This window comes from Collimonas fungivorans, from assembly GCF_028292705.1.
GTDB classification, from domain to species: Bacteria; Pseudomonadota; Gammaproteobacteria; order Burkholderiales; family Burkholderiaceae_D; genus Collimonas; species Collimonas fungivorans_B.
Genome location: NZ_JAQGLV010000220.1, coordinates 1 through 18663 on the forward strand (window position 1 = coordinate 1; position 18663 = coordinate 18663).

General features: G+C 56.9%; 16 protein-coding genes. 10 read left to right on the forward strand and 6 right to left on the reverse strand.

The genetic code is table 11. From position 1 onward, the window contains the following. Window positions 1-353, forward strand: a 353-nt coding sequence (locus JWQ61_RS12500; RefSeq protein WP_304360818.1) for an ATP-binding protein, incomplete at its 5' end; no start/stop codon positions are given. Here JWQ61_RS12500 and JWQ61_RS12505 read toward each other — a convergent pair. The 4 genes from JWQ61_RS12505 to JWQ61_RS12520 form a co-directional block, all read right to left on the reverse strand. Next, window positions 354-2072 (reverse strand): methyl-accepting chemotaxis protein, encoded by a 1719-nt coding sequence (locus JWQ61_RS12505; RefSeq protein ID WP_304360819.1) that lies wholly within the window; start codon window positions 2070-2072, stop codon window positions 354-356. It lies immediately after the preceding gene. A gap of 309 nt (window positions 2073-2381) precedes the next feature. Continuing rightward, window positions 2382-3677 (reverse strand): L-rhamnose catabolism isomerase, encoded by a 1296-nt coding sequence (rhaI, locus tag JWQ61_RS12510; RefSeq protein WP_304360820.1) that lies wholly within the window; start codon window positions 3675-3677, stop codon window positions 2382-2384. A gap of 89 nt (window positions 3678-3766) precedes the next feature. Next, window positions 3767-5875: a bifunctional rhamnulose-1-phosphate aldolase/short-chain dehydrogenase gene (locus JWQ61_RS12515; RefSeq protein WP_304360821.1), complete on the reverse strand. Its 2109-nt coding sequence runs from the start codon at window positions 5873-5875 to the stop codon at window positions 3767-3769. Continuing rightward, window positions 5872-6189 (reverse strand): hypothetical protein, encoded by a 318-nt coding sequence (locus JWQ61_RS12520; protein ID WP_304360822.1) that lies wholly within the window; start codon window positions 6187-6189, stop codon window positions 5872-5874. The genes JWQ61_RS12515 and JWQ61_RS12520 overlap by 4 nt, the downstream gene beginning before the upstream one ends. Window positions 6190-6252: 63 nt before the next feature. Between JWQ61_RS12520 and JWQ61_RS12525 the strand changes: the two genes are divergently transcribed. From JWQ61_RS12525 to JWQ61_RS12555, 7 genes are all read left to right on the forward strand, one after another. Next, on the forward strand, window positions 6253-7050 hold the full coding sequence (locus JWQ61_RS12525; protein WP_304360823.1) for a DeoR/GlpR family DNA-binding transcription regulator: 798 nt from the start codon (window positions 6253-6255) through the stop codon (window positions 7048-7050). Between the two features lie 67 nt (window positions 7051-7117). Continuing rightward, a complete protein-coding gene (gene rhaS / locus JWQ61_RS12530) occupies window positions 7118-8122 on the forward strand; it encodes a rhamnose ABC transporter substrate-binding protein (protein WP_304360824.1) in 1005 nt (334 codons plus the stop codon). A gap of 100 nt (window positions 8123-8222) precedes the next feature. Next, entirely contained in the window at window positions 8223-9782 is a 1560-nt protein-coding gene (locus JWQ61_RS12535) for a sugar ABC transporter ATP-binding protein (protein WP_304360825.1), read from the forward strand. Further along, window positions 9779-10777 (forward strand): ABC transporter permease, encoded by a 999-nt coding sequence (locus tag JWQ61_RS12540; protein WP_304360826.1) that lies wholly within the window; start codon window positions 9779-9781, stop codon window positions 10775-10777. The genes JWQ61_RS12535 and JWQ61_RS12540 overlap by 4 nt, the downstream gene beginning before the upstream one ends. Before the next feature lie 80 nt (window positions 10778-10857). Continuing rightward, window positions 10858-11790 (forward strand): ABC transporter permease, encoded by a 933-nt coding sequence (locus JWQ61_RS12545; protein ID WP_304360833.1) that lies wholly within the window; start codon window positions 10858-10860, stop codon window positions 11788-11790. Between the two features lie 35 nt (window positions 11791-11825). Then, on the forward strand, window positions 11826-13190 hold the full coding sequence (locus JWQ61_RS12550) for an FGGY-family carbohydrate kinase (RefSeq protein WP_304360827.1): 1365 nt from the start codon (window positions 11826-11828) through the stop codon (window positions 13188-13190). 95 nt (window positions 13191-13285) lie between these two features. Beyond that, entirely contained in the window at window positions 13286-14530 is a 1245-nt protein-coding gene (locus JWQ61_RS12555; RefSeq protein WP_304360828.1) for a M20/M25/M40 family metallo-hydrolase, read from the forward strand. Window positions 14531-14681: 151 nt separating this feature from the next. On the opposite strand, the gene JWQ61_RS12560 is transcribed toward JWQ61_RS12555, so the two are convergent. Next, on the reverse strand, window positions 14682-15083 hold the full coding sequence (locus JWQ61_RS12560) for a VOC family protein (protein ID WP_304360829.1): 402 nt from the start codon (window positions 15081-15083) through the stop codon (window positions 14682-14684). A 305-nt stretch (window positions 15084-15388) separates the two neighbouring features. Beyond that, a complete protein-coding gene (locus JWQ61_RS12565; RefSeq protein WP_304360830.1) occupies window positions 15389-16228 on the reverse strand; it encodes an ABC transporter substrate-binding protein in 840 nt (279 codons plus the stop codon). 138 nt (window positions 16229-16366) lie between these two features. On the opposite strand from JWQ61_RS12565, the gene JWQ61_RS12570 reads away from it, so the two are divergent. Both JWQ61_RS12570 and JWQ61_RS12575 read left to right on the forward strand, forming a co-directional pair. Beyond that, complete coding sequence (locus JWQ61_RS12570) at window positions 16367-17359, forward strand: FkbM family methyltransferase (RefSeq protein WP_304360831.1); 993 nt, start codon at window positions 16367-16369, stop codon at window positions 17357-17359. A gap of 102 nt (window positions 17360-17461) precedes the next feature. Beyond that, the gene (locus JWQ61_RS12575; RefSeq protein WP_304360832.1) at window positions 17462-18247 is read left to right on the forward strand and encodes a glycosyltransferase family A protein; all 786 of its coding nucleotides are present in this window, start codon (window positions 17462-17464) and stop codon (window positions 18245-18247) included. The last annotated feature ends 416 nt before the right edge of the window (window positions 18248-18663 follow it).

Sequence of the window (18663 nt, forward strand, 5' to 3'; positions counted from 1 at the left end):
TCTGGGCCGACCCCGACCTGCTGCGCCGGGCGCTGGCCAACCTGCTTTCCAACGCCGTGCGCTATGCCGACGCCGGCACGCAAATCACCCTGCTGTCACAACAGGGAACCGCCGGCACTGCCATCAGCGTAGAAAACCGTGGCCCCGTCATAGAGAAACAGCATCTGGCTCGGCTGTTTGACCGTTTCTACCGCGCCGACGCCTCGCGCCGTGGATCATCCGACGCCAGCGGCCTGGGCCTGTCGATCGTACGCAGCATCATGCTATTGCACCAGGGAAGTTGGGATGCTTCCAGCAGCGAGGGGACAACACGCTTTACGCTGCTGTTCCCCAAGCAGAGTGGCGCTGGCTAATCAAAACTGATCCCACTCACTGCCAGCAGCAGCGGACGTATTCGCCACGCGCTTGAATGTTTTCACATTCGCCGACGGCAACCTGGCGTTGCGGACCGCAGCATGTACAGGCACGGCAGCAACCGGCGTCGGACGGCCTGCCCTCTTCAAAGGCGCTTCAGTGTGCGCTTGCGTGCCGTCTGTCATGAACACGCTGACCACTTGCACCAGATTGCCAGCCTGATCCTGCAGAGATGCGGCGGCAGCCGCGGCCTCCTCCACCAAGGCGGCATTCTGCTGCGTGACCTGGTCCATCTGCATGATTGCCTGGTTTACCTGTTCGATGCCCGCAGTCTGCTCTTGGCTGGCCGCCGTAATCTCGCTCATGATGTCGGTTACGCGCTTGACGCTGTCGACGATCTCGCCCATGGTGGCGCCGGCCTGGCCGACCAGCTTGACGCCGATATCGACTTTTTCCACCGAATCGTCGATCAGGTGCTTGATCTCTTTGGCAGCAACCGCCGAACGTTGCGCCAGGTTGCGCACCTCGCTGGCCACCACCGCAAAACCACGTCCCTGCTCACCGGCTCGCGCCGCTTCCACCGCCGCATTCAGCGCCAGGATATTGGTCTGGAACGCAATATTGTCAATCACGCCGATGATATCCACAATCTTCTTGGCCGATGTGTTGATCAGATCCATCGTCTCGACCACTTGCGACACCACTCCGCCGCCCTTGACCGCGACGCCGGACGCGGACACCGCCAGTTGATTGGCTTGCCGCGCATTGTCGGCATTCTGTTTCACGGTGCTGGTCAGCTGTTCCATTGATGCCGCGGTTTCCTCAAGCGAACTGGCCTGCTGTTCGGTGCGTGACGACAAATCAAGATTGCCCGAGGCTATCTGGTTTGATGCTGTAGCAATGGTGTCAGTGCCGGTGCGTACTTCACTGACGACCTTCAACAAGCTGTCATTCATGTCTTTCAGCGCCTGCATCAACTGACCGGTTTCATCGGTGGTTTTGACTTCTATGCGACTGCTCAGGTCGCCAGAGGCCACGGTCTGCGCGACTTTGATTGCTTCGCCCAGCGGACGCGTGATGGAGCGGGAGATCAGGAAGGCGCAAACCGCGCCCAATGCAATCACCAATACGCCCAGCAGCAGCATGAGGTTGAAGCTGCGGCTGTATAGCTGGGCAATCTGCTGTCCTGTCTGGTCGATGCTTTTCCTTTGCAAAGAAAGGAATGCAAAAAGCTCGCCCTGGTAACTTTTTGCAGTCGGCATGAACTCACTATTGTAGATCTTCGATGCTTCCTCCGCCTTGCCTGCCTGCTTGGCTTTCATCGCCGCGACTTTGGACTGCTGGTATTTTTCGCGAAGAGACTTGATCAGCGCATATTTCTCTTTCTCCAACGCCGAGGTCAATAGCGGCTCCAGCGAATTCTGGATGTCCGTGCCTTTCTTGGCGCTGGCGTCGATGTCTTCCGCGAACGTGGTCGCTAAAGTGTCATCCGTACTTTTAACAATGAACGAGGTGCGTGCGATAGCGGCATTGGTGAGGACACACCAGTCGGACACTATCCGTTCTTTTGCAAGTGGGCTTTCCATCATCTGCTGCGTCTGCATCGCCACCTGGCGCAGGTTCATTATGCCGATGGCGATCGAAATGACTGAGAGAGAAAGGACGATGGCGAACCCGATTCCCATCCGCGTACCGACTTTAAGATTGGCAATTTTCATTTCTATTTCTTCTATAAAGAGTGCGATTAATTCAACGATTCCTCCCCTTTCAGGACAAACCCGGCGGTCGAAATCTCATGACATTCATTCAACAACATCGTCCATAACGTAGTTAACGGCACAAATCATGATTTTTGTAGAAGAGATACCGGCAATGCTGATACCGGCTAGGCGTAGCCTAAGACAGATGCATACGGATCTGAGAGAACCTGGACTTGATGGATCTTGTGGACAGGGTTGCTGCTGGAGTCAGGCAACGACAGTGCCAAGCACGATGCCTGGCACTGTTTTGCAGCAGAGAAGTCGCCCTTAAACGATGCCGCTGCTGCTGGTGCCTGCCTTGGGAGGCCGTTGCCGGCTTTTTTGTTCACGATATCCCGAGGCGCGGTAGCATCCGACCGGATCGGCCGCGGCGCCTGAACGGATCCGTGCCATCGCCAAGATCGGGCTGACATCGGTACGGAATGCATTCTTCAAGGCCTGTGCAGCCTGCAGCACATCATTTTCTGCCTGATGCTGCTGCAATGCTGCGCGATCAACAATGGCGGACTGGATAAATGCCCGCTGCACCTCGACCGCGCTGCTCATCAAGCTTTCGATCGGATCGGTCACGTTGTGCGACTGATCCAGCATGTACGACGGCTTGAACGCCGCGCCATCGCGCTGCGCGACATCGGCCAGTTCATTGAAGATCAAGAACAGCTGGAACGGATTGATGCTGCCCGAATCCAGATCGTCGTCGCCATATTTGCTGTCGTTGAAATGGAAGCCGCCCAGCTTGCCGAATTGTGCAAGGCGCGCGACGATCATTTCGATATTGGTATTCGGTGCGTGGTGTCCAAGGTCAACCAGGCATTTTGCCTTCGGCCCCAGTTCGGTGGCGCAGGCAAAGCTAGTGCCCCAGTCGGCGATGGTAGTCGCATAGAAAGCCGGTTCAAACAGCTTGTGTTCGATATATACCAGCCAGTCGGCCGGCAATGCGCCATAGATTTCGCGCATGCTGTCCAGATAGCGTTCAAGGGTGCCGCGCAGATTGTGCTGCCCCGGAAAATTGGCGCCGTCGCCGACCCAGACCGTCAACGCCTTCGAACCCAGCGCCTGGCCCAGCGCTATGCACTCGATATTGTGCGCCACCGCCTGCGCGCGCACAGCCGCGCTGCCGGCAGTCAAGCTGCCGTTCTTGTACGAATGCGCCTGTCCGGCCTGATCCTGGAAGGTATTCGAGTTGACAGCGTCGAAACCCAACCCGTATCCGCCGGCGATTTCTCGTAAAGCCGCCGGGTCGGTGATCTTGTCCCATGGGAAATGCAGCGATACGGTAGGCGTCGCACGCGTTAATTGATGGATCGCCGCGCAGTCCTCCAGCTTCTCGAATACATTGCGCGGCTCGCCGATGCCCGGAAAGCGTGCAAAACGCGTGCCGCCGGTGCCCACGCCCCAGCTCGGCAGCGCGACCGCAAAGGTCTGCGCCAATGCCGTCAATTTTTCAATATCCTGGCCGCGCCGCGCCAGCATGCCGCCCAGGGCGGCGTAGTCGGCTTCAAGATCGTTTTGTATCGCGGCGTTGTGTTTGGCCACCAGGCCGGTCTCGATGACTGTGCTCATAGTGCGTCTCCTTATTTTCAGCAGCGAGGCATCAAGCCCTGCTGCTGGTTTAATTATATTTATCCAGATTACGAAATCCGTAATGAAGCCTAGCGGGTAAAAGCCGCGGCATTGCCGGCATCGACATTGATGATGTTGCCGGTGCTCTTGGCCGATTTTTCACTGGCCAGGAAATACACCGCTTCGGCAATGTCCTCCGGCAGGACGCTGCGCTTGAGCATGCTGCGCTGGCGATAGAATTCCTCGACATCGTCGGAACCGATCTTGTTCGAAGCGGCACGCTCTTCCTTCCATTTCCCGTCCCAGATGCGGGAACCGCGAATCACGGCGTCCGGATTGACGACGTTGACGCGTATGCCGTGCTCCGCCCCTTCCAGTGCGATACAGCGAGCCAGGTGTATTTCCGCCGCTTTGGCGGTACAGTAGGCTGAGGCGCCGGCAGAAGCGACGAGACCATTCTTGCTTGCAACAAATACCATGCTGCCGCCCATTTTTTGCTGCTTCAGCATACGGAAAGCGCTGCGGCTGACCAGGAAGTAACCCGTCACCAGGATCGACTGGTTGCGCTCCCAGATTTCCAGCGTGGTGTCTTCCAGAGGCGCAGAAGAAGCAATTCCTGCATTCGAGATCAACAAGTCTACGCCGCCGAAGCGCAGCGCGGTCGCGGCCAGGATGGCATCGACATCTGGCTCGCTGGTGATATTGGCGCAAACCGTGGCGACGCTGTCGCGCCCGGCAACCTTGACCAGGCTTTGTCGGGCCTGTTCCAGCGCCTCGGCATCGATATCGGTCAGCATCACGCATGCCCCTTCTTGCAATAACTGACGCGCCACCGCCTGGCCAATCCCGCCGGCGCCGCCCGTGACCAGCGCAATCCGTCCCGCAAGGCTTTTCGGTTTTGGCATCCGTTGCAGCTTGGCTTCTTCCAGCAGCCAGTATTCGATATCGAAGGCTTCCTGCTCCGGCAAACCGACATAGGTATCGACGCCATTGGCGCCGCGCATCACGTTGATCGCGTTGACATAGAATTCACCGGCAATCCGCGCAGTGGCCTTGTCCTTGGCAAAGGACAGCATGCCGACGCCGGGAATCAGGTAAATGACGGGGTTGGCGTCGCGCACGGCCGGGCTGCTGTCGCGCTTGCAGCGCTCGTAATAGCCGATGTAATCGGCGCGATAAGCGGCCAGCGCATCGTCCAGCCCCGCTGCCAAACGATCAAAATCCTGACCGGCCGGATCGAAATCGAGCACCATCGGGCGGATCTTGGTGCGCAAGAAATGGTCCGGGCAGGAAGTGCCCAGCGCAGCCAAAGGCAGCAGATCGGCGCTGCAGACGAAATCGAGCACGGCTGGGCTATCGTCGAAATGTCCGAGCTTGTATTCGTCTTTGCTGATCTTGCCGCGCAACAGCGGCATCAGGCGCGCTGCCAGCGCCACACGCTGCGGCGCAGCCAGCGGGTTGAACTTGCTGCCGCCAAAGGCCGGTTGACTGCTGTTGGCCGCCAGCCAGTGTTCTGCACGCTTGATGATCGCCAGCGTGATTTCATAGCAGGATTTCGAGGTGTCGCCCCAGGTAAACAAGCCGTGCCCTTCGAGCACGATGCCTTTCAACTGCGGCTGCGCCTTGGACAAGGCTTCCAGCTTCAGTCCCAAATCGTAGCCGGGACGCTGCCATGGCAACCATCCCAGGTCGCCTTCGAATACCTTTTGTGTCAACGCTTCGCTGTTGGCGCACGCGGCAATCGCGATCACCGCATCCGGATGCATGTGATCGACGTGCTTGCGGTTGATATAGGCATGCAACGGGGTATCGATGCTGGCCGCGCGCGGATTCAGGTTGAAGGTGCAATGCGGCAGGTAAGCCACCATTTCATCTTCCAGCGCCAGTCCGCGATAGCGGTTTTTCAATGACCGCAGCTTGTCCATGTACAGCGTCGAAAAACCATCTATCTTGATGCTGCCGAGATCGCCGCCCGAGCCCTTTACCCACAGGACCTCGACCTGCTCACCGGTCAGGTTGTCGGCCATGTCAATCTTGGCCGAAGTATTGCCGCCGCCGAAATTGGTAATGCGCATGTCTGAACCCAGCAAGTTGGAGCGGTACAGCAGCAACTCTGGTTCGCTCAACCTTGCGGCAACGGCATCATCCCAGAGCGAGCTGACCGGTTCTTGCCGCTTGGTGTCAATAGTTACTGTCATACGGTCTCCGTTATCGATTTATGAATGCATTTTGCTCTGAACGAATCAATGTTGATCAGGCTCGGTTCAGGCTCAATCGTTGCCTGATGCGCTCGCTTTGCACCGGCAGAACCAATAGCGACAAGTAGAAAGCAGCCGGCAATCAGTGTCAATCCGCACGCAATCAAAACGGCGATTGAAATGCAAATAATCATCATTTTGATCAGTGTGTAATCGATTATTTGATTGAAACTCAAATAATCATCTAGTTGATTGATTGATGATTGACTTCCATTTCTCAAATGCTTAGTCTGTTTTACCGACAAAGAGGTCATCCTGAATTGGCTGCAGGCACCTGCCGCAACAATCAAAGGAGATGGCCCAACGAGGAGACACAGGTGGTGAATCACAAGCGCCGTAAAGGTTTGCTGAAGTTACTCGCCGAGCACGATACGGCAAGCGTGGAGCAATTGGTCGATTGGCTGAGCTCTTCGCCGGCGACGGTGCGGCGCGATATCGTCTGGCTGGCCGAACGCAATCTGCTGACCCGCACCCGCGGCGGCGCAGAAAACCTGCAGCAAAAAAAACGCACATTTGCGCTGTCCGGCGAAACCTTCCAGAACAATATCGAACGCTTTGCCGCGCAAAAACGCGCCATCGCCAGATACGCCACCGGCATGTGTTCCGACGGCGAAACAATCATCATCAATGGCGGCACCACGACCTACATGATGGTCGAGTTCCTTGCCGAAAAGCGCCTGAAAATCCTGACCAATTCCTTCCTGATGGCTGAACGCCTGCTGATGTCGAGCGAAAACGAAATCATCCTGCCCGGCGGCAAGGTATATCGCGAGCAAAACGTGATCCTCAGTCCGTTCGACAACGACATCACCCAGCACCACTACGCCGCCAAGATGTTCATGGGCGTGTACGGACTTTCGATGCTGGGCTTGATGGAAGCCGATCCGCTGCTGATCCAGGCTGAAAACCGCCTGATCAGCCAGACCGAAGAATTGATCGTGCTGGCCGACAGCTCGAAATTTTCCAAGAAAGCGGGCCTGATCCTGTGCGGCCTGAACCGTGTTTCTTGCGTGATCACCGACACCGGTGCGTCGGATGCGGCGGTGCAGATGCTGGAGCAGGCTGGCGTGCAGGTAATCACCGTGACGCCGGAAGCAGTACCGAAGGAAACGTAACGCGGCTGAATTCAACAAGGCTGCCGGACATCCGGTCCACAGCCATATTCCACAAGGAGACATCGCAATGAAACCAAATAAAATGTTGCTCGCGGCATTGACAGTCAGCGTGATAGGCGGTCTGGCGGGCAGCGTGCAAGCGGCTGAAAAAATGAAAATAGCGATGGTCGTCAAAAATCTCGGCAATGGTTTTTTTGACGCCGCCCATACCGGCGCGAACGAAGCGGCCAAGGAGCTCGGCGATGTCGAGGTGATTTACACCGGCCCGACCACGCCGACCGCGGAAGGCCAGATCGAGATCATCAATTCCTTGATCAGCCAGAAGGTAAATGCCATCGTGATCTCGGCAAACGATGCGAATGCGCTGGTGCCGATCACGAAAAAAGCAATGCAGCGCGGCATCAAGGTACTTTCGTTCGATAGCGGCATCGCCAAGGAAGGCCGCCTGATGCAGCTCAATCCATCCAACGCGCAATTGATCGGCCTGAAACAAATCCAGATGGCATCGGACGCGATTGGCGGCGCCGGCGAGGTAGCGATCCTGTCTGCCACCGCACAGGCAACGAATCAGAATATCTGGATCGGCGAGATGAAGAAGGCCCTGGCCAAACCGGAATTTGCAAAAATGAAGCTGGTCGCCACCGTCTACGGCGACGATCAATCCGACAAGAGCTATCGCGAAGCGATCGGCCTGCTGCGCAGCAATCCCAACCTGAAAGCCATCATTGCACCGACCACGGTCGGCATCAATGCCGCCGGCAAAGCGGTGGTGGATGAACACCTGGTCGGCAAAGTATATGTAACCGGCTTAGGTTTGCCATCTGAAATGGCGGGACACGTGAAGAGCGGCGCAGTGAAAAGCTTCGCCATCTGGAATCCGATCGATCTGGGTTATGCGGTCACCTACGCTGCACATGAATTCGTCAAAGGCAAAGCCAGCGGCAAGCCGGACGAAAGTGTGGCCGTCGGCCGCATGGGCAAGATCACGCTCGACGCCAACGGCGAAGCTGCGCTGGCGCCGCCGTTTACTTACAACAAGGACAACGTCGAGAAATTTGCCAAAATTTTCTAAGACGAGACTCCGAGACGAGATATCAGGCATGGGCGCTGCTGCGGACGATTGCAGCGGCGCGCCGAATCGGCTTTTCTGCAAAAATTCTTGTAAAACCAACATGCCACTGACCATTGTGCCAAGCACTTCCCCGGATTCACCATCGCCGGCGCCACCGGTATTGACGCTGTCGGGCATCTGCAAACGTTTTCAGGGCGTGGTTGCCCTTCACGATGTCGGGCTGACGGTTCGCGCCGGCGAAGTGATGGCATTGATCGGCGAAAACGGCGCAGGAAAATCCACATTGGTAAAGACGCTGACCGGGATTTACCAGGCCGACGGCGGCACCATTCACATGGGCGGAAAACTGGTCTCGTTTGCCAACCCGCAAGCTGCGATGCACGCCGGCATTACCGCCGTCCACCAGGAAACCGTCATGTTCGACGAACTCACCGTGGCGGAAAACATCTACATCGGCCGCCAGCCGCAACATGGTTTTCCGCGCCGGATCGACTGGAGCCTGATTGAAGCGGAGGCTGAAAAGTTGTTCGCCCGGCTGGAAGTCTCGCTGCCGGTGCGGGCCAGGGTCAAGGATCTCAGCGTAGCGCAGCGCCATTTTGTCGAAATCGCACGCGCCCTCTCGCAAGATGCCCGCGTGGTAATCATGGATGAACCGACGGCATCTTTATCACAGCGCGAAATCCACGAGTTGTACCGCATCATCGGCCAGTTGCGCGCCGCCGGCACCGCGGTGATTTTCATTTCACATAAATTCGACGAAATCTTTGCGGTTGCCGACCGTTACACGGTGCTGCGCGACGGTCAATTTGTTGCGACGGGCGCACTGTCCGACATCACCGAACCGGAGCTGGTATCGCTGATGGTGGGCCGTGAGATTCATCAGGTATTCCCGAAGATCGACATCGCGCTTGGCCCGACATTACTGGAGGTGGAGGATTTCTGTCATCCGACCGAATTCAATCATGTCGGTTTCTCAGTACGGCAAGGTGAAATTATCGGTTTCTACGGCCTGGTCGGCGCCGGCCGCTCGGAAGTCATGCAGGCGCTGTTCGGCCTGACACGCGACGTCACCGGCCGCGTAAAGCTGAACGGCAAAGCCATTTCAATCAATTCCGCCAGCGATGCCATCGCGCATGGCATCGCTTATGTCCCGGAGGATAGGCAGCATCAGGGCGCGCATCTGTCGCTGCCTATCGTGCATAACATCACGCTGCCGATTTTGTCCCATATCGGCTTCTTCCTGCCTGGACGGCGCGCAAAGGAGACCGCCATTGCACGCCATTTCAGCGAACAGCTTGAACTGAAGGCCGGTCATTTCACGCAGATGGTGTCGGAACTATCCGGCGGCAATCAGCAAAAGGTGGTGCTGGCCAAGTGGCTGGCGACCAAGCCGAAAGTGATCATCCTGGATGAACCGACCAAGGGCATCGATATCGGTTCCAAAGCCGCGGTGCATCGTTTCATCGGTGAACTGGTTACGCAGGGCTTGTCGGTGATTCTGGTGTCGTCCGAATTGCCGGAGGTGCTGGGCATCGCGGATCGCATTGTGGTTATGCACCAGGGCCGCATCAAAAAAACCTTTTCGCGGGCGCAGGCTACGCCGGAAAACGTGGTCGCCGCGGCATCCGGCAGCGAATCATCCTCAAAGGAATACGCATGATTTTTTTAAAACAGCGCGAAACCTTGCTCGGCCTGCTGATCGTGCTGCTGATCGGCCTGGTCGGGCTGCGGGCGCCAATATTCCTGAGCGTGTCGAGCATGTCCAACCTGCTTACCGACAGCACCTTGCTGATCATGCTGGCGCTGACGCAGATGTTCGTCATCGTCACGCGCGGCATTGATCTGTCGGTGGCATCCAATCTCGCGCTGTCGGGCATGATGTCGGCGTTGCTGGCTTCAAGATTTCCGGAATTGCCGGTGGCGGCGATTATCCTGGCGGCGCTCGGCATCGGCCTGTTCCTGGGCTTGATCAACGGCTGGCTGATCGGCTCCCTGAACCTGCCGCCGATCGTCGTCACGCTGGGCACCATGAGCGTGTATCGCGGCCTGGTGTTTGTGCTCTCGGGCGGGGCCTGGGTCTCGTCGCGTCAAATGCCGGCGGCATTCATCGCCTTCCCGCTCAACCACCTGCTGGGCATTACCTATCTCGTCTGGATTGCGGCGGGCGCTATCCTGGTGACCTGGTTTATTGCACGCTATACCCGCTTTGGCAGGGACTTGTATGCGATCGGCAACCAGCCGGTGGCTGCGCGTTATGTCGGCATTCCGATCTCCCGGCGGCTGCTCTGGACCTACGGCCTGTCGGGCATGATGGCCGGCCTGTGCGGTTATTTATGGGTGGCGCGTTATGCGGTTGCGTACACTGAAATCGCTTATGGCTTCGAATTTACCGTGATTGCAGCCTGCGTGATCGGCGGCATCAGCATTGCCGGCGGGGTTGGGACCGTGGCCGGGGCGGTGCTGGGCGCATTGTTCCTGTCCGTGATCAATAACGCCTTGCCGATCGTTAAGGTATCGCCGTTCTGGCAAAGCGCGCTGACCGGCATCGTCATCCTGACCGCCGTGGTGATTAATGCTCGCAGCAGTAAAAAGACCGGCAGGCAAATACTGCCGCTGCATCTGCTCGATCCGTCGGTTAAAAGGAGCGCCGTGTGAACGCGACACCTCTCGTCCCGGGCGCCAAGACGTCCCGTTACGCCATCCGCGACCGCGCAGGTTTCCGGCTCAGGGAATTGATGCGACGCTGGGAAACCCTGCTTGCCCTGCTATTCGTCGCAGTGTTCGTTGCCAACAGCCTGCTGCTGCCGAATTTTTTCGATTTTTATAACCTTGCCGACAGCACTTTCAATTTCAGCGAAAAGGCGCTGATTGCGTTGCCAATGGCGTTGCTGATCATTTGCCGGGAAATCGATATCTCGGTCTCCGGCATCCTGGCGCTGTCTTCCGTAGCGATGGGCCTGGCCAATCACTATGGCATGCCGCCTCAAGGACTGCTCTTCGTGGCGCTGGCAACCGGCACCGCCTGCGGTTTGCTGAACGGCTTTCTGGTAACCCGTTTTGCCTTGCCGTCGATTGTCGTGACGATCGGCACCGTGTCGCTGTTTCGCGGCTTGTCGAGCGTGATCCTCGGCGACCAGGCCTTCACCGGTTACCCGCAATTGCTGGTGGACTGGGGCCAAGGCTACTTCTTCGATGTGATTCCGCGTGAATTTGTTGTGCTGATCGTGTTCGTCATGCTGTTTGCCTTCCTGCTGCACGCCACCAGCTGGGGCCGGCGGATTTATGCGATCGGCAACAATCCGGTGGCGGCGCGGTTCTCGGGCATTCCGGTGGACCGCTACCGCCTGGCGCTATTCATGCTGACCGGGGCAATGGCGGGCCTGGCGGGCTATTTCCTGACCGGGCGGATAGGCAGCACCCGCCCCAACATAGCGCTGGGCTGGGAACTGGAAGTCATCACCATGGTCATCCTTGGCGGCGTCAGCATCGCAGGCGGCGCCGGCAGCATCGGCGGCGTCCTGCTGGCGGTGCTGACGCTGGGCATGGTGACATATGGACTGGCGCTGGCCAACATCCCGGGCATCATCATGACCATCGTGGTCGGCGTGCTGCTGCTGGTCACGATTGCGCTGCCGCGGCTGTTGCGCGGCACATACGCCACAAAATAACCTCATCGACTTCGGTTTAAGCTATGGAACCCGCCATGAAAGCAACGGTTGTTCTGGACATCGGCAAAACCAATGCCAAACTGGCCCTGCTTGATGCCAACGGCAAGATACTGGCAGAACAGCGCTGTCCGAACACCATCGCCGGCGACGAACCGTATCCGCATTACGATACCGAGCTGATATGGGAATGGTTGCTCGTCACTCTTCATGCATTTTCGCAGCAGGCCGATATCGCCGCCATCGTCCCGGTAACGCATGGCGCCGCCGCAGCGCTGGTCGACGATGATGGCCTGGTGCTGCCGGTGCTTGATTACGAATCCACCTTGCCGCAAACGCTGGATCGCCAGTACCAGGCGCTGCGGCCGCCATTTGCCGAAACTTTCTCGCCAGATTTGCCGGCCGGACTGAATCTCGGCCGCCAGTTGTACTGGCTGGCGCAAAGCTTCCCGGCCGAATTTGGCCGCGCACGCCATATCCTGACCTATCCCCAATACTGGGCCTGGCGGCTGTCCGGCATCGCGGCAAGCGAAATAACCTCGCTCGGCTGCCATACCGATCTATGGCAACCGCTGCAGGAAAAATACTCGACGCTGGTGGAACGCATGGGCTGGCAAAATCTTTTCCCGCCGCGACAGCCGAGCTGGACAGCGCTCGGACCGTTGCGCCGGGAATTGCTGGCTCGCACCGGCCTGGCAAACTGCCAGATCCTGTGCGGCATCCACGACAGCAACGCATCGCTGTTGCGTTACCTCGGTACTATGCCTGGCAACAAACCGCACACCGTGCTGTCGACCGGCACCTGGGTTATTGCCGCGGCGTTCGGCGCGCCGCTCGACAGGCTGGATGAACAATTGGACATGCTGGCCAATGTCAATGTACTGGGGCAGCCGGTGGCCTGCATGCGCTTCATGGGCGGGCGCGAATTTGCAACCCTCGCCGGCCCCGAACCGAAGAGGTGCAGTCCGGCCGACTTGCAGCGCCTGATCGGCCAGGCCACGCTGGCGCTGCCCTGCTTTTCGGAATCCGGCGGACCATTTTTCGGACAGGTCGGCACCATTTCAGGACCCGTACCGCAGACAACTGAAGAACGCTATGCGCTTGCCACACTTTACTGTGTGTTGATGACGGACTATTGCCTGACTGCGCTGGAATCGACGGGACCGGTTGTTGTAGAAGGCAGCTTTACCGACAACCCTTATTTTTCCGGACTGCTGGCGGCGCTACGCAAACCGCAGACCATATCATTTTCGGATGATGCCAGCGGCACCACATGCGGCGGTTGGATGCTGCATTACTGGGGCAGCACTTCCGCCATCCGCAGCGAGCCGGCTACGTTGATGGAGCCGGCCGGATGGGAAGCTTACAGGGATCGTTGGCTTGCGCTTCTGCGTTTACGCTAAGGGAGTGAACGGCACAAGTCCGGATATGAGATTATTCAGTTCCCCACAACCGGAATTTGGCCTGACCATCAAAATTTAGACGGGAGTTGACAATAATGTTTTCTTTTGCACGATCCGCATTCATATCAAGCCTGAGTTTAGGCATAACCCTTGGTTTAGCCGCGCCCTCCTCTTTTGCCGAACCCGACAAGCAGGTTTATGAAAAAGCCGAGCAATACAAAGGCGAAGCCTTGAAATTGCTGGAACGTCTGGTGAATATAGATTCCGGCACCGGCGACGAGCAGGGATTGAGCCAGGTCAGCGGGATAGTGATTGAAGAATTGAAAAAAATCGGGGCGCGCGTTGAAACGTATCCGGCGGCGGCGCCCGCAATTGGCAACAACGTCGTGGCAACCTTCAATGGAACCGGCAAAGGCAAAATTTTGCTGATGGCGCACATGGATACCGTTTTCAAGCACGGAACCGCCGTAGCCAAATCGTTTTATGTCAAAGGCAGCCGGGCTTATGGCCCTGGCGTCATGGATGACAAGGGCGGCGTCGTCGCCGGCCTGTATGCGTTAAAAATCCTGCAGCAGCTGGGTTTTAAAGATTATGCCCAGATTACTTTATTGCTCAACTCTAACGAAGAGACTGGTTCGGCCGGCTCGCGCGCACTGATCGAAAAAATCGCCAGGCAGCACGATGTCGTACTGAATCTTGAACCGGGCCGGGCGGCCGACGGCTTGGTGGTATGGCGAAAAGGCAGCGGCACAGCGCAGGTCGAAGTCACCGGCAAGGCTGCGCATGCCGGCGTGGCGCCTGACAGCGGCCGCAATGCAGCGATGGAAGTCGCACACCAGATATTGCAGCTCGGCCAGCTTGGCGATCGCGAAAAACAAACCACAGTCAACTTTACCGTGATAAACGCAGGCGGCGCGACTAACGTCATCCCGGATCATGCGACTGCTTTCGGCGATGTGCGCGTCGCGGTTCCCGAAGAGTTCGACCGCGTCGAAAAAGACATGATCAAAGTGTCGGAGAAAAAATTGATCCCCGATACGCAGGTAACGACACGTTTGACGCGCGGTTTTCCACCGATGCCGGCTAATCCGCAATCGGAGGCACTGGCTGCCAAGGCACAGGCCATCTATGGCGAGTTAGGGAAAAAGCTGACGCTTGAGGGCAGCGGCGGCGCAGCCGATTCGAGCCTCTCGGCCGGCGTCGGGATCCCGACGCTGGATGGCTTCGGCATTGTTGGAGGCGGCATCCATACGCCCGAGGAATACGCCGAAATCGACAGCATCGTGCCGCGCTTTTATTTGCTGACCCGAATGCTCATGGATCTGGGCAACCGGAAATAAGATCCCGATCGACCAATAGCTCGGCGCCTGGGCCAGGACAAGGATCGTTCTTGGCCCTGGCCCGGTCGGGCGCCATCCCAGCCGTTCGCGTGCTGCGGTTGAGGACTGTATTCGCAGCCGCCGTCTAGGCGACCCCGTCTAGGCGACCCCGTCAAAACAGCTTTTGCCATTGATCCTGCTTCTGCATGTCCGCACGAGTGTTGACCTCGAGCAGGACGCCACCAGGCGTGCGGCAAAAGAAGCGCGATCCACGCGAGTTGTTGAAAACCTCCGTCTCCATGCTGACCCCGCCCTCCAGGAACTCCTTATAGAGGGCATGGACGTCATCCAGGCTATCGAGCTCCACGCCGAAATGGAAGTTTTTTGGCCAAACCGGCACTTCCTCCGTGACGTGATCCAGGACGATGTCAAAATCATTCCGCTTGAGCAGGCAGCTGTCGCCAGTGACAACGATCTCGCAGCCGAGGTATTTTTCGAAAAACGCAGCTGTCTCGGCCACGTTGGTGGTGGGAAAACTCAAGTGATTCAGTTTTGCTTCTTTATAAATATTCATGATCGGTCTCGCAAAAAGGTTGAAATGGCCGTGGAGGGAGCTGTCACCAGCCAGGTTCTATGCGGCTGTGCGCCACTCTCCACGACCTCTATTTTGCGAGCAATTGCTCAATTTTTAAACTCGCATTGGACCTGCGCCTGCCTATAGCGTGCAACGCAGGAATGACGGGGGATTTCCGCGTTGGGCGCGGCAACAGGCTGACGATTGCTCGCTTTTCCGAAACCGGGCACCGACAGGTGTCCTCGTAGGCGGACACTCGGGACGACTGCCCCCTGTGCTGGATCGCGCTAACGCTTGAATGCTTCTTATGGAGCAACCGCGGCGCCATCTATTCCATGGCGCTTCAATGCCGCCGCCACAAATCCGCTGGCTTTCATGTCCTCCACGAACTGCGCAAGGTAGGCTGAAGCTTCGGCTCCCCTGCTCTTGGGCACTCCCATTGCCTGGCGAATGACCATGAACCGCTGGTCCAGCAGCCTCAAACCGCTAACACGCCGAGAGTCCGCCTCAAGTTGCTGCTTCACCCCGGCAGCCACCTCGGCGTGAGTTTCAATAAAGGTGTCGACGACCGTGGGGGAAGAGGGAGAACGCAGGACCTCCGCGTGCTTCAGTTCGCGTGTCAGATACAGGTCATAGGCACTGCCGGCGCCAACTACTACTCGGATACCTGGCACATCAACTTCTGCATTGTGTCGGATGGGTGAGTCTTCCTTAACCAGGTAGAAACCTTCAATCAGGACGTACGGCGGCGTGAAGGCAATCTGGGCGCCGCGTTTAGGGTCGATTGCAAAGAATCCGATGTCTGCTTTTCCGGCAGCGACTGCATCTACCGATTTTCCGGCAGTATCAAAAACAAGTAACTCAAGATCCAGTCCCAATCGGGATGCGAGCTCTTTCGCCAGATCTACGGATACTCCACGAGGCGCGCCGGATGTGTCCTTGCTGGCCAGGATCGGATTGCCGAGGTTGATAGAGGCGCGCAGCTTGCCGGTGGGAGCGAAGGCAGGGATCAGCGTGTTCGCGCCGCCTGGAGCTGCATCGCTGGCTCCAGCCACCGATGGCAACACGGCCGCCGCCGTTGCCGATAATGCACCCGCGATTAACAGATCGCGCCTGGATATGTTGATGTCGCTGAAGTCGTCCATGCTGTTCGCATCCTCTTGGCTGGTGTAAAGAGATTTGGAAGGCTCGCCTGGTAATCCTCCCATTTTTAACAAAAATTAAAAGTAGAATGACGTCAGTATTACCCGAAACACTGGCATTAATTGTCGAATGAGGGGAAATTGGGGGAACCGAAAGAAGTTTACTCAAAATACATGTCCGGCTATTCTGCGGGTGACGTATATTGCTCCGATGCCAACCAAAAACAAGTTCGTACCATGCACAACCACATCTATCAATTGGTAAACGGCCGCCATGGACGTTTCCTGGTCAATCCACATGATCAATACGTAGGACGAAGTTTAATCGCATACGGAGAGTGGGGAGAAGCTGAGGTGCGCTTATTCGAGCAAGTGTTGCGCCCAGGCGATATAGCCGTTGAAGTCGGCTCCAATATCGGTAGCCACACGGTGCCTATCTCAAGAGCGATTGGCAAGGAAGGCGTGGTTCATGCCTTCGAGCCGCAGCGACTGGTACACCAGCTCTTGTGCGCGAATCTTGCGCTCAATGATTGCCACAATGTGCATGTACGCCAGGCTGCGGTCAGCAATTCGCCCGGCCAAGTCGAATTCTGCAGTGTCCCCCCGTACCATGAACTTAATTATGGCAGCATTAGCGTAGGTCAGAGTCTCGGGGGCGATTCGACCATGGAACAGGTATCCATGCTTACCATCGACACGCTCGATCTGCCCCGACTGGATTTCCTCAAAGTGGATGCCGAAGGGCATGACCTGAAAGTGCTGCAAGGAGGACAATCCACAATTGCCCGGCATCGGCCAGTGATCTTCGTCGAGGTAGGCGAACAGACTTGCGACGGACTGTCAGTTTTTTTTGAAGACAACGGCTACGACTGCTGGGTCTATTGCACAGCGCTATTCGAAGAACAGAATTTTTTATCCAATGCCGAAAACATCTGGTCGCACCTCGGTTACCTGCTGGTGAGCATTGACCTGTTGGCGGTCCCTCGGGAACAGGGCTGGGAAGTCAGCGGCCTGCCGTCGTTCCGCGACAAGATAAACTGGAAGCAGCTACCTGGAGTAGACGGACGAAATTACCGCGACAATTTGCATATTCGCCGAAATACAACCGGCTCTTCGGCAACAGAAAAACAATAAGCAAATCCATTCCCGGAGAACGATCCGCGGCAATTTCCTATGCGCTGCCAACATCAAAAAGCACATCCGCATTGTATTTTTCAAACCATGAAAGAAGCTTAAATGAATCCCGATGTCTCTTGCATCATTCCCTCTTTCAATGGAATGGATCGGCTAGGCGCCGCCGTGCAATCGGTGCTGAATCAGCAAGGCGTGAATGTGGAAGTTGTTATCGTGGATGATTACAGCAACGCCGAAACACGCAGCTTCATCCTCGAGCTAGCTAGTCACGACGAGCGCATCCGGCCTTTTTTCCTGCCCGAGAATGGCGGGCAAAGCGTGGCGCGGAATATCGGAGCAATGATTGCACGCTCACCCTTTATCGCCTTCCTCGATCAGGACGACGAGCACTGCCCCGGATGGTATGCCGCCGCATTGGGAATACTACGGCAGCAGCCGACGCTGGGAGCTTTATCCGGCTCGGCTCAGGTGGTAGACATCCCGGCGCGGTTCGGCATCGATGAAACGGACGTGCGAATCAGAGGCCTCAGCGCCGTGTTCATGACAAATATCGTTTGCCGGCGCAGTGTGTTTCTAGCCTCAGGAGGTTTCCCCACCGCAGAGATCTGGCGCTCACCCATTGCAGGTGAGGATGGCGCGTATAGATTTGCGTTGAAGGAACACTGGAATGGCGGCGGTTGCGATTTTCCTGCACTTAAGCACTGGGCCAAGGAAGGCGGCACTACCGTGCGTTTTCTGGATCGGACTAAGGTAGTCGACGGCAAGGTTTCCATTGTCGAACAGCATGAACTTGAACGCAACGGCGAGCTACAGGCTACATTGGATGCTTTTATGGCGGACGTTGCGCGCATCGCTAGGGAAGGTCAGGAATGCGCCGTCAGACGCTGAGATGCACACCCTCCAAATTCAGCAAAATCAAGCGCCCCCCCCACTGACGTTGGGCTAGGCCCTGCAATGGTGCATTGACAAGACTTTCGCCCACGGGGTTCGCCCCCCATTTTTGGGATATCAACGAACCAACTGAGACGTCATGAAACGAAAAACCCGCATCCTCATAAAGAGAAATGCGGGTTTTGAGACTTCTTAAAACAATATCTGGCGGAGAGGGTGGCATACAACATATTGTCCATCCAATTCCATACAAGTAGAAATACGTATATTTTTCAACTACTTACAAAAAAACACCTTCCATACTGGTCTATACAAGAATGCCCTATTCCTGTATAATTTTGATAGTTGATTTGTAAGTTGAAAGATTCGAATGCGAACAATAAATCGTTTAAGCGCGCAGGCTGTTGCGCGTA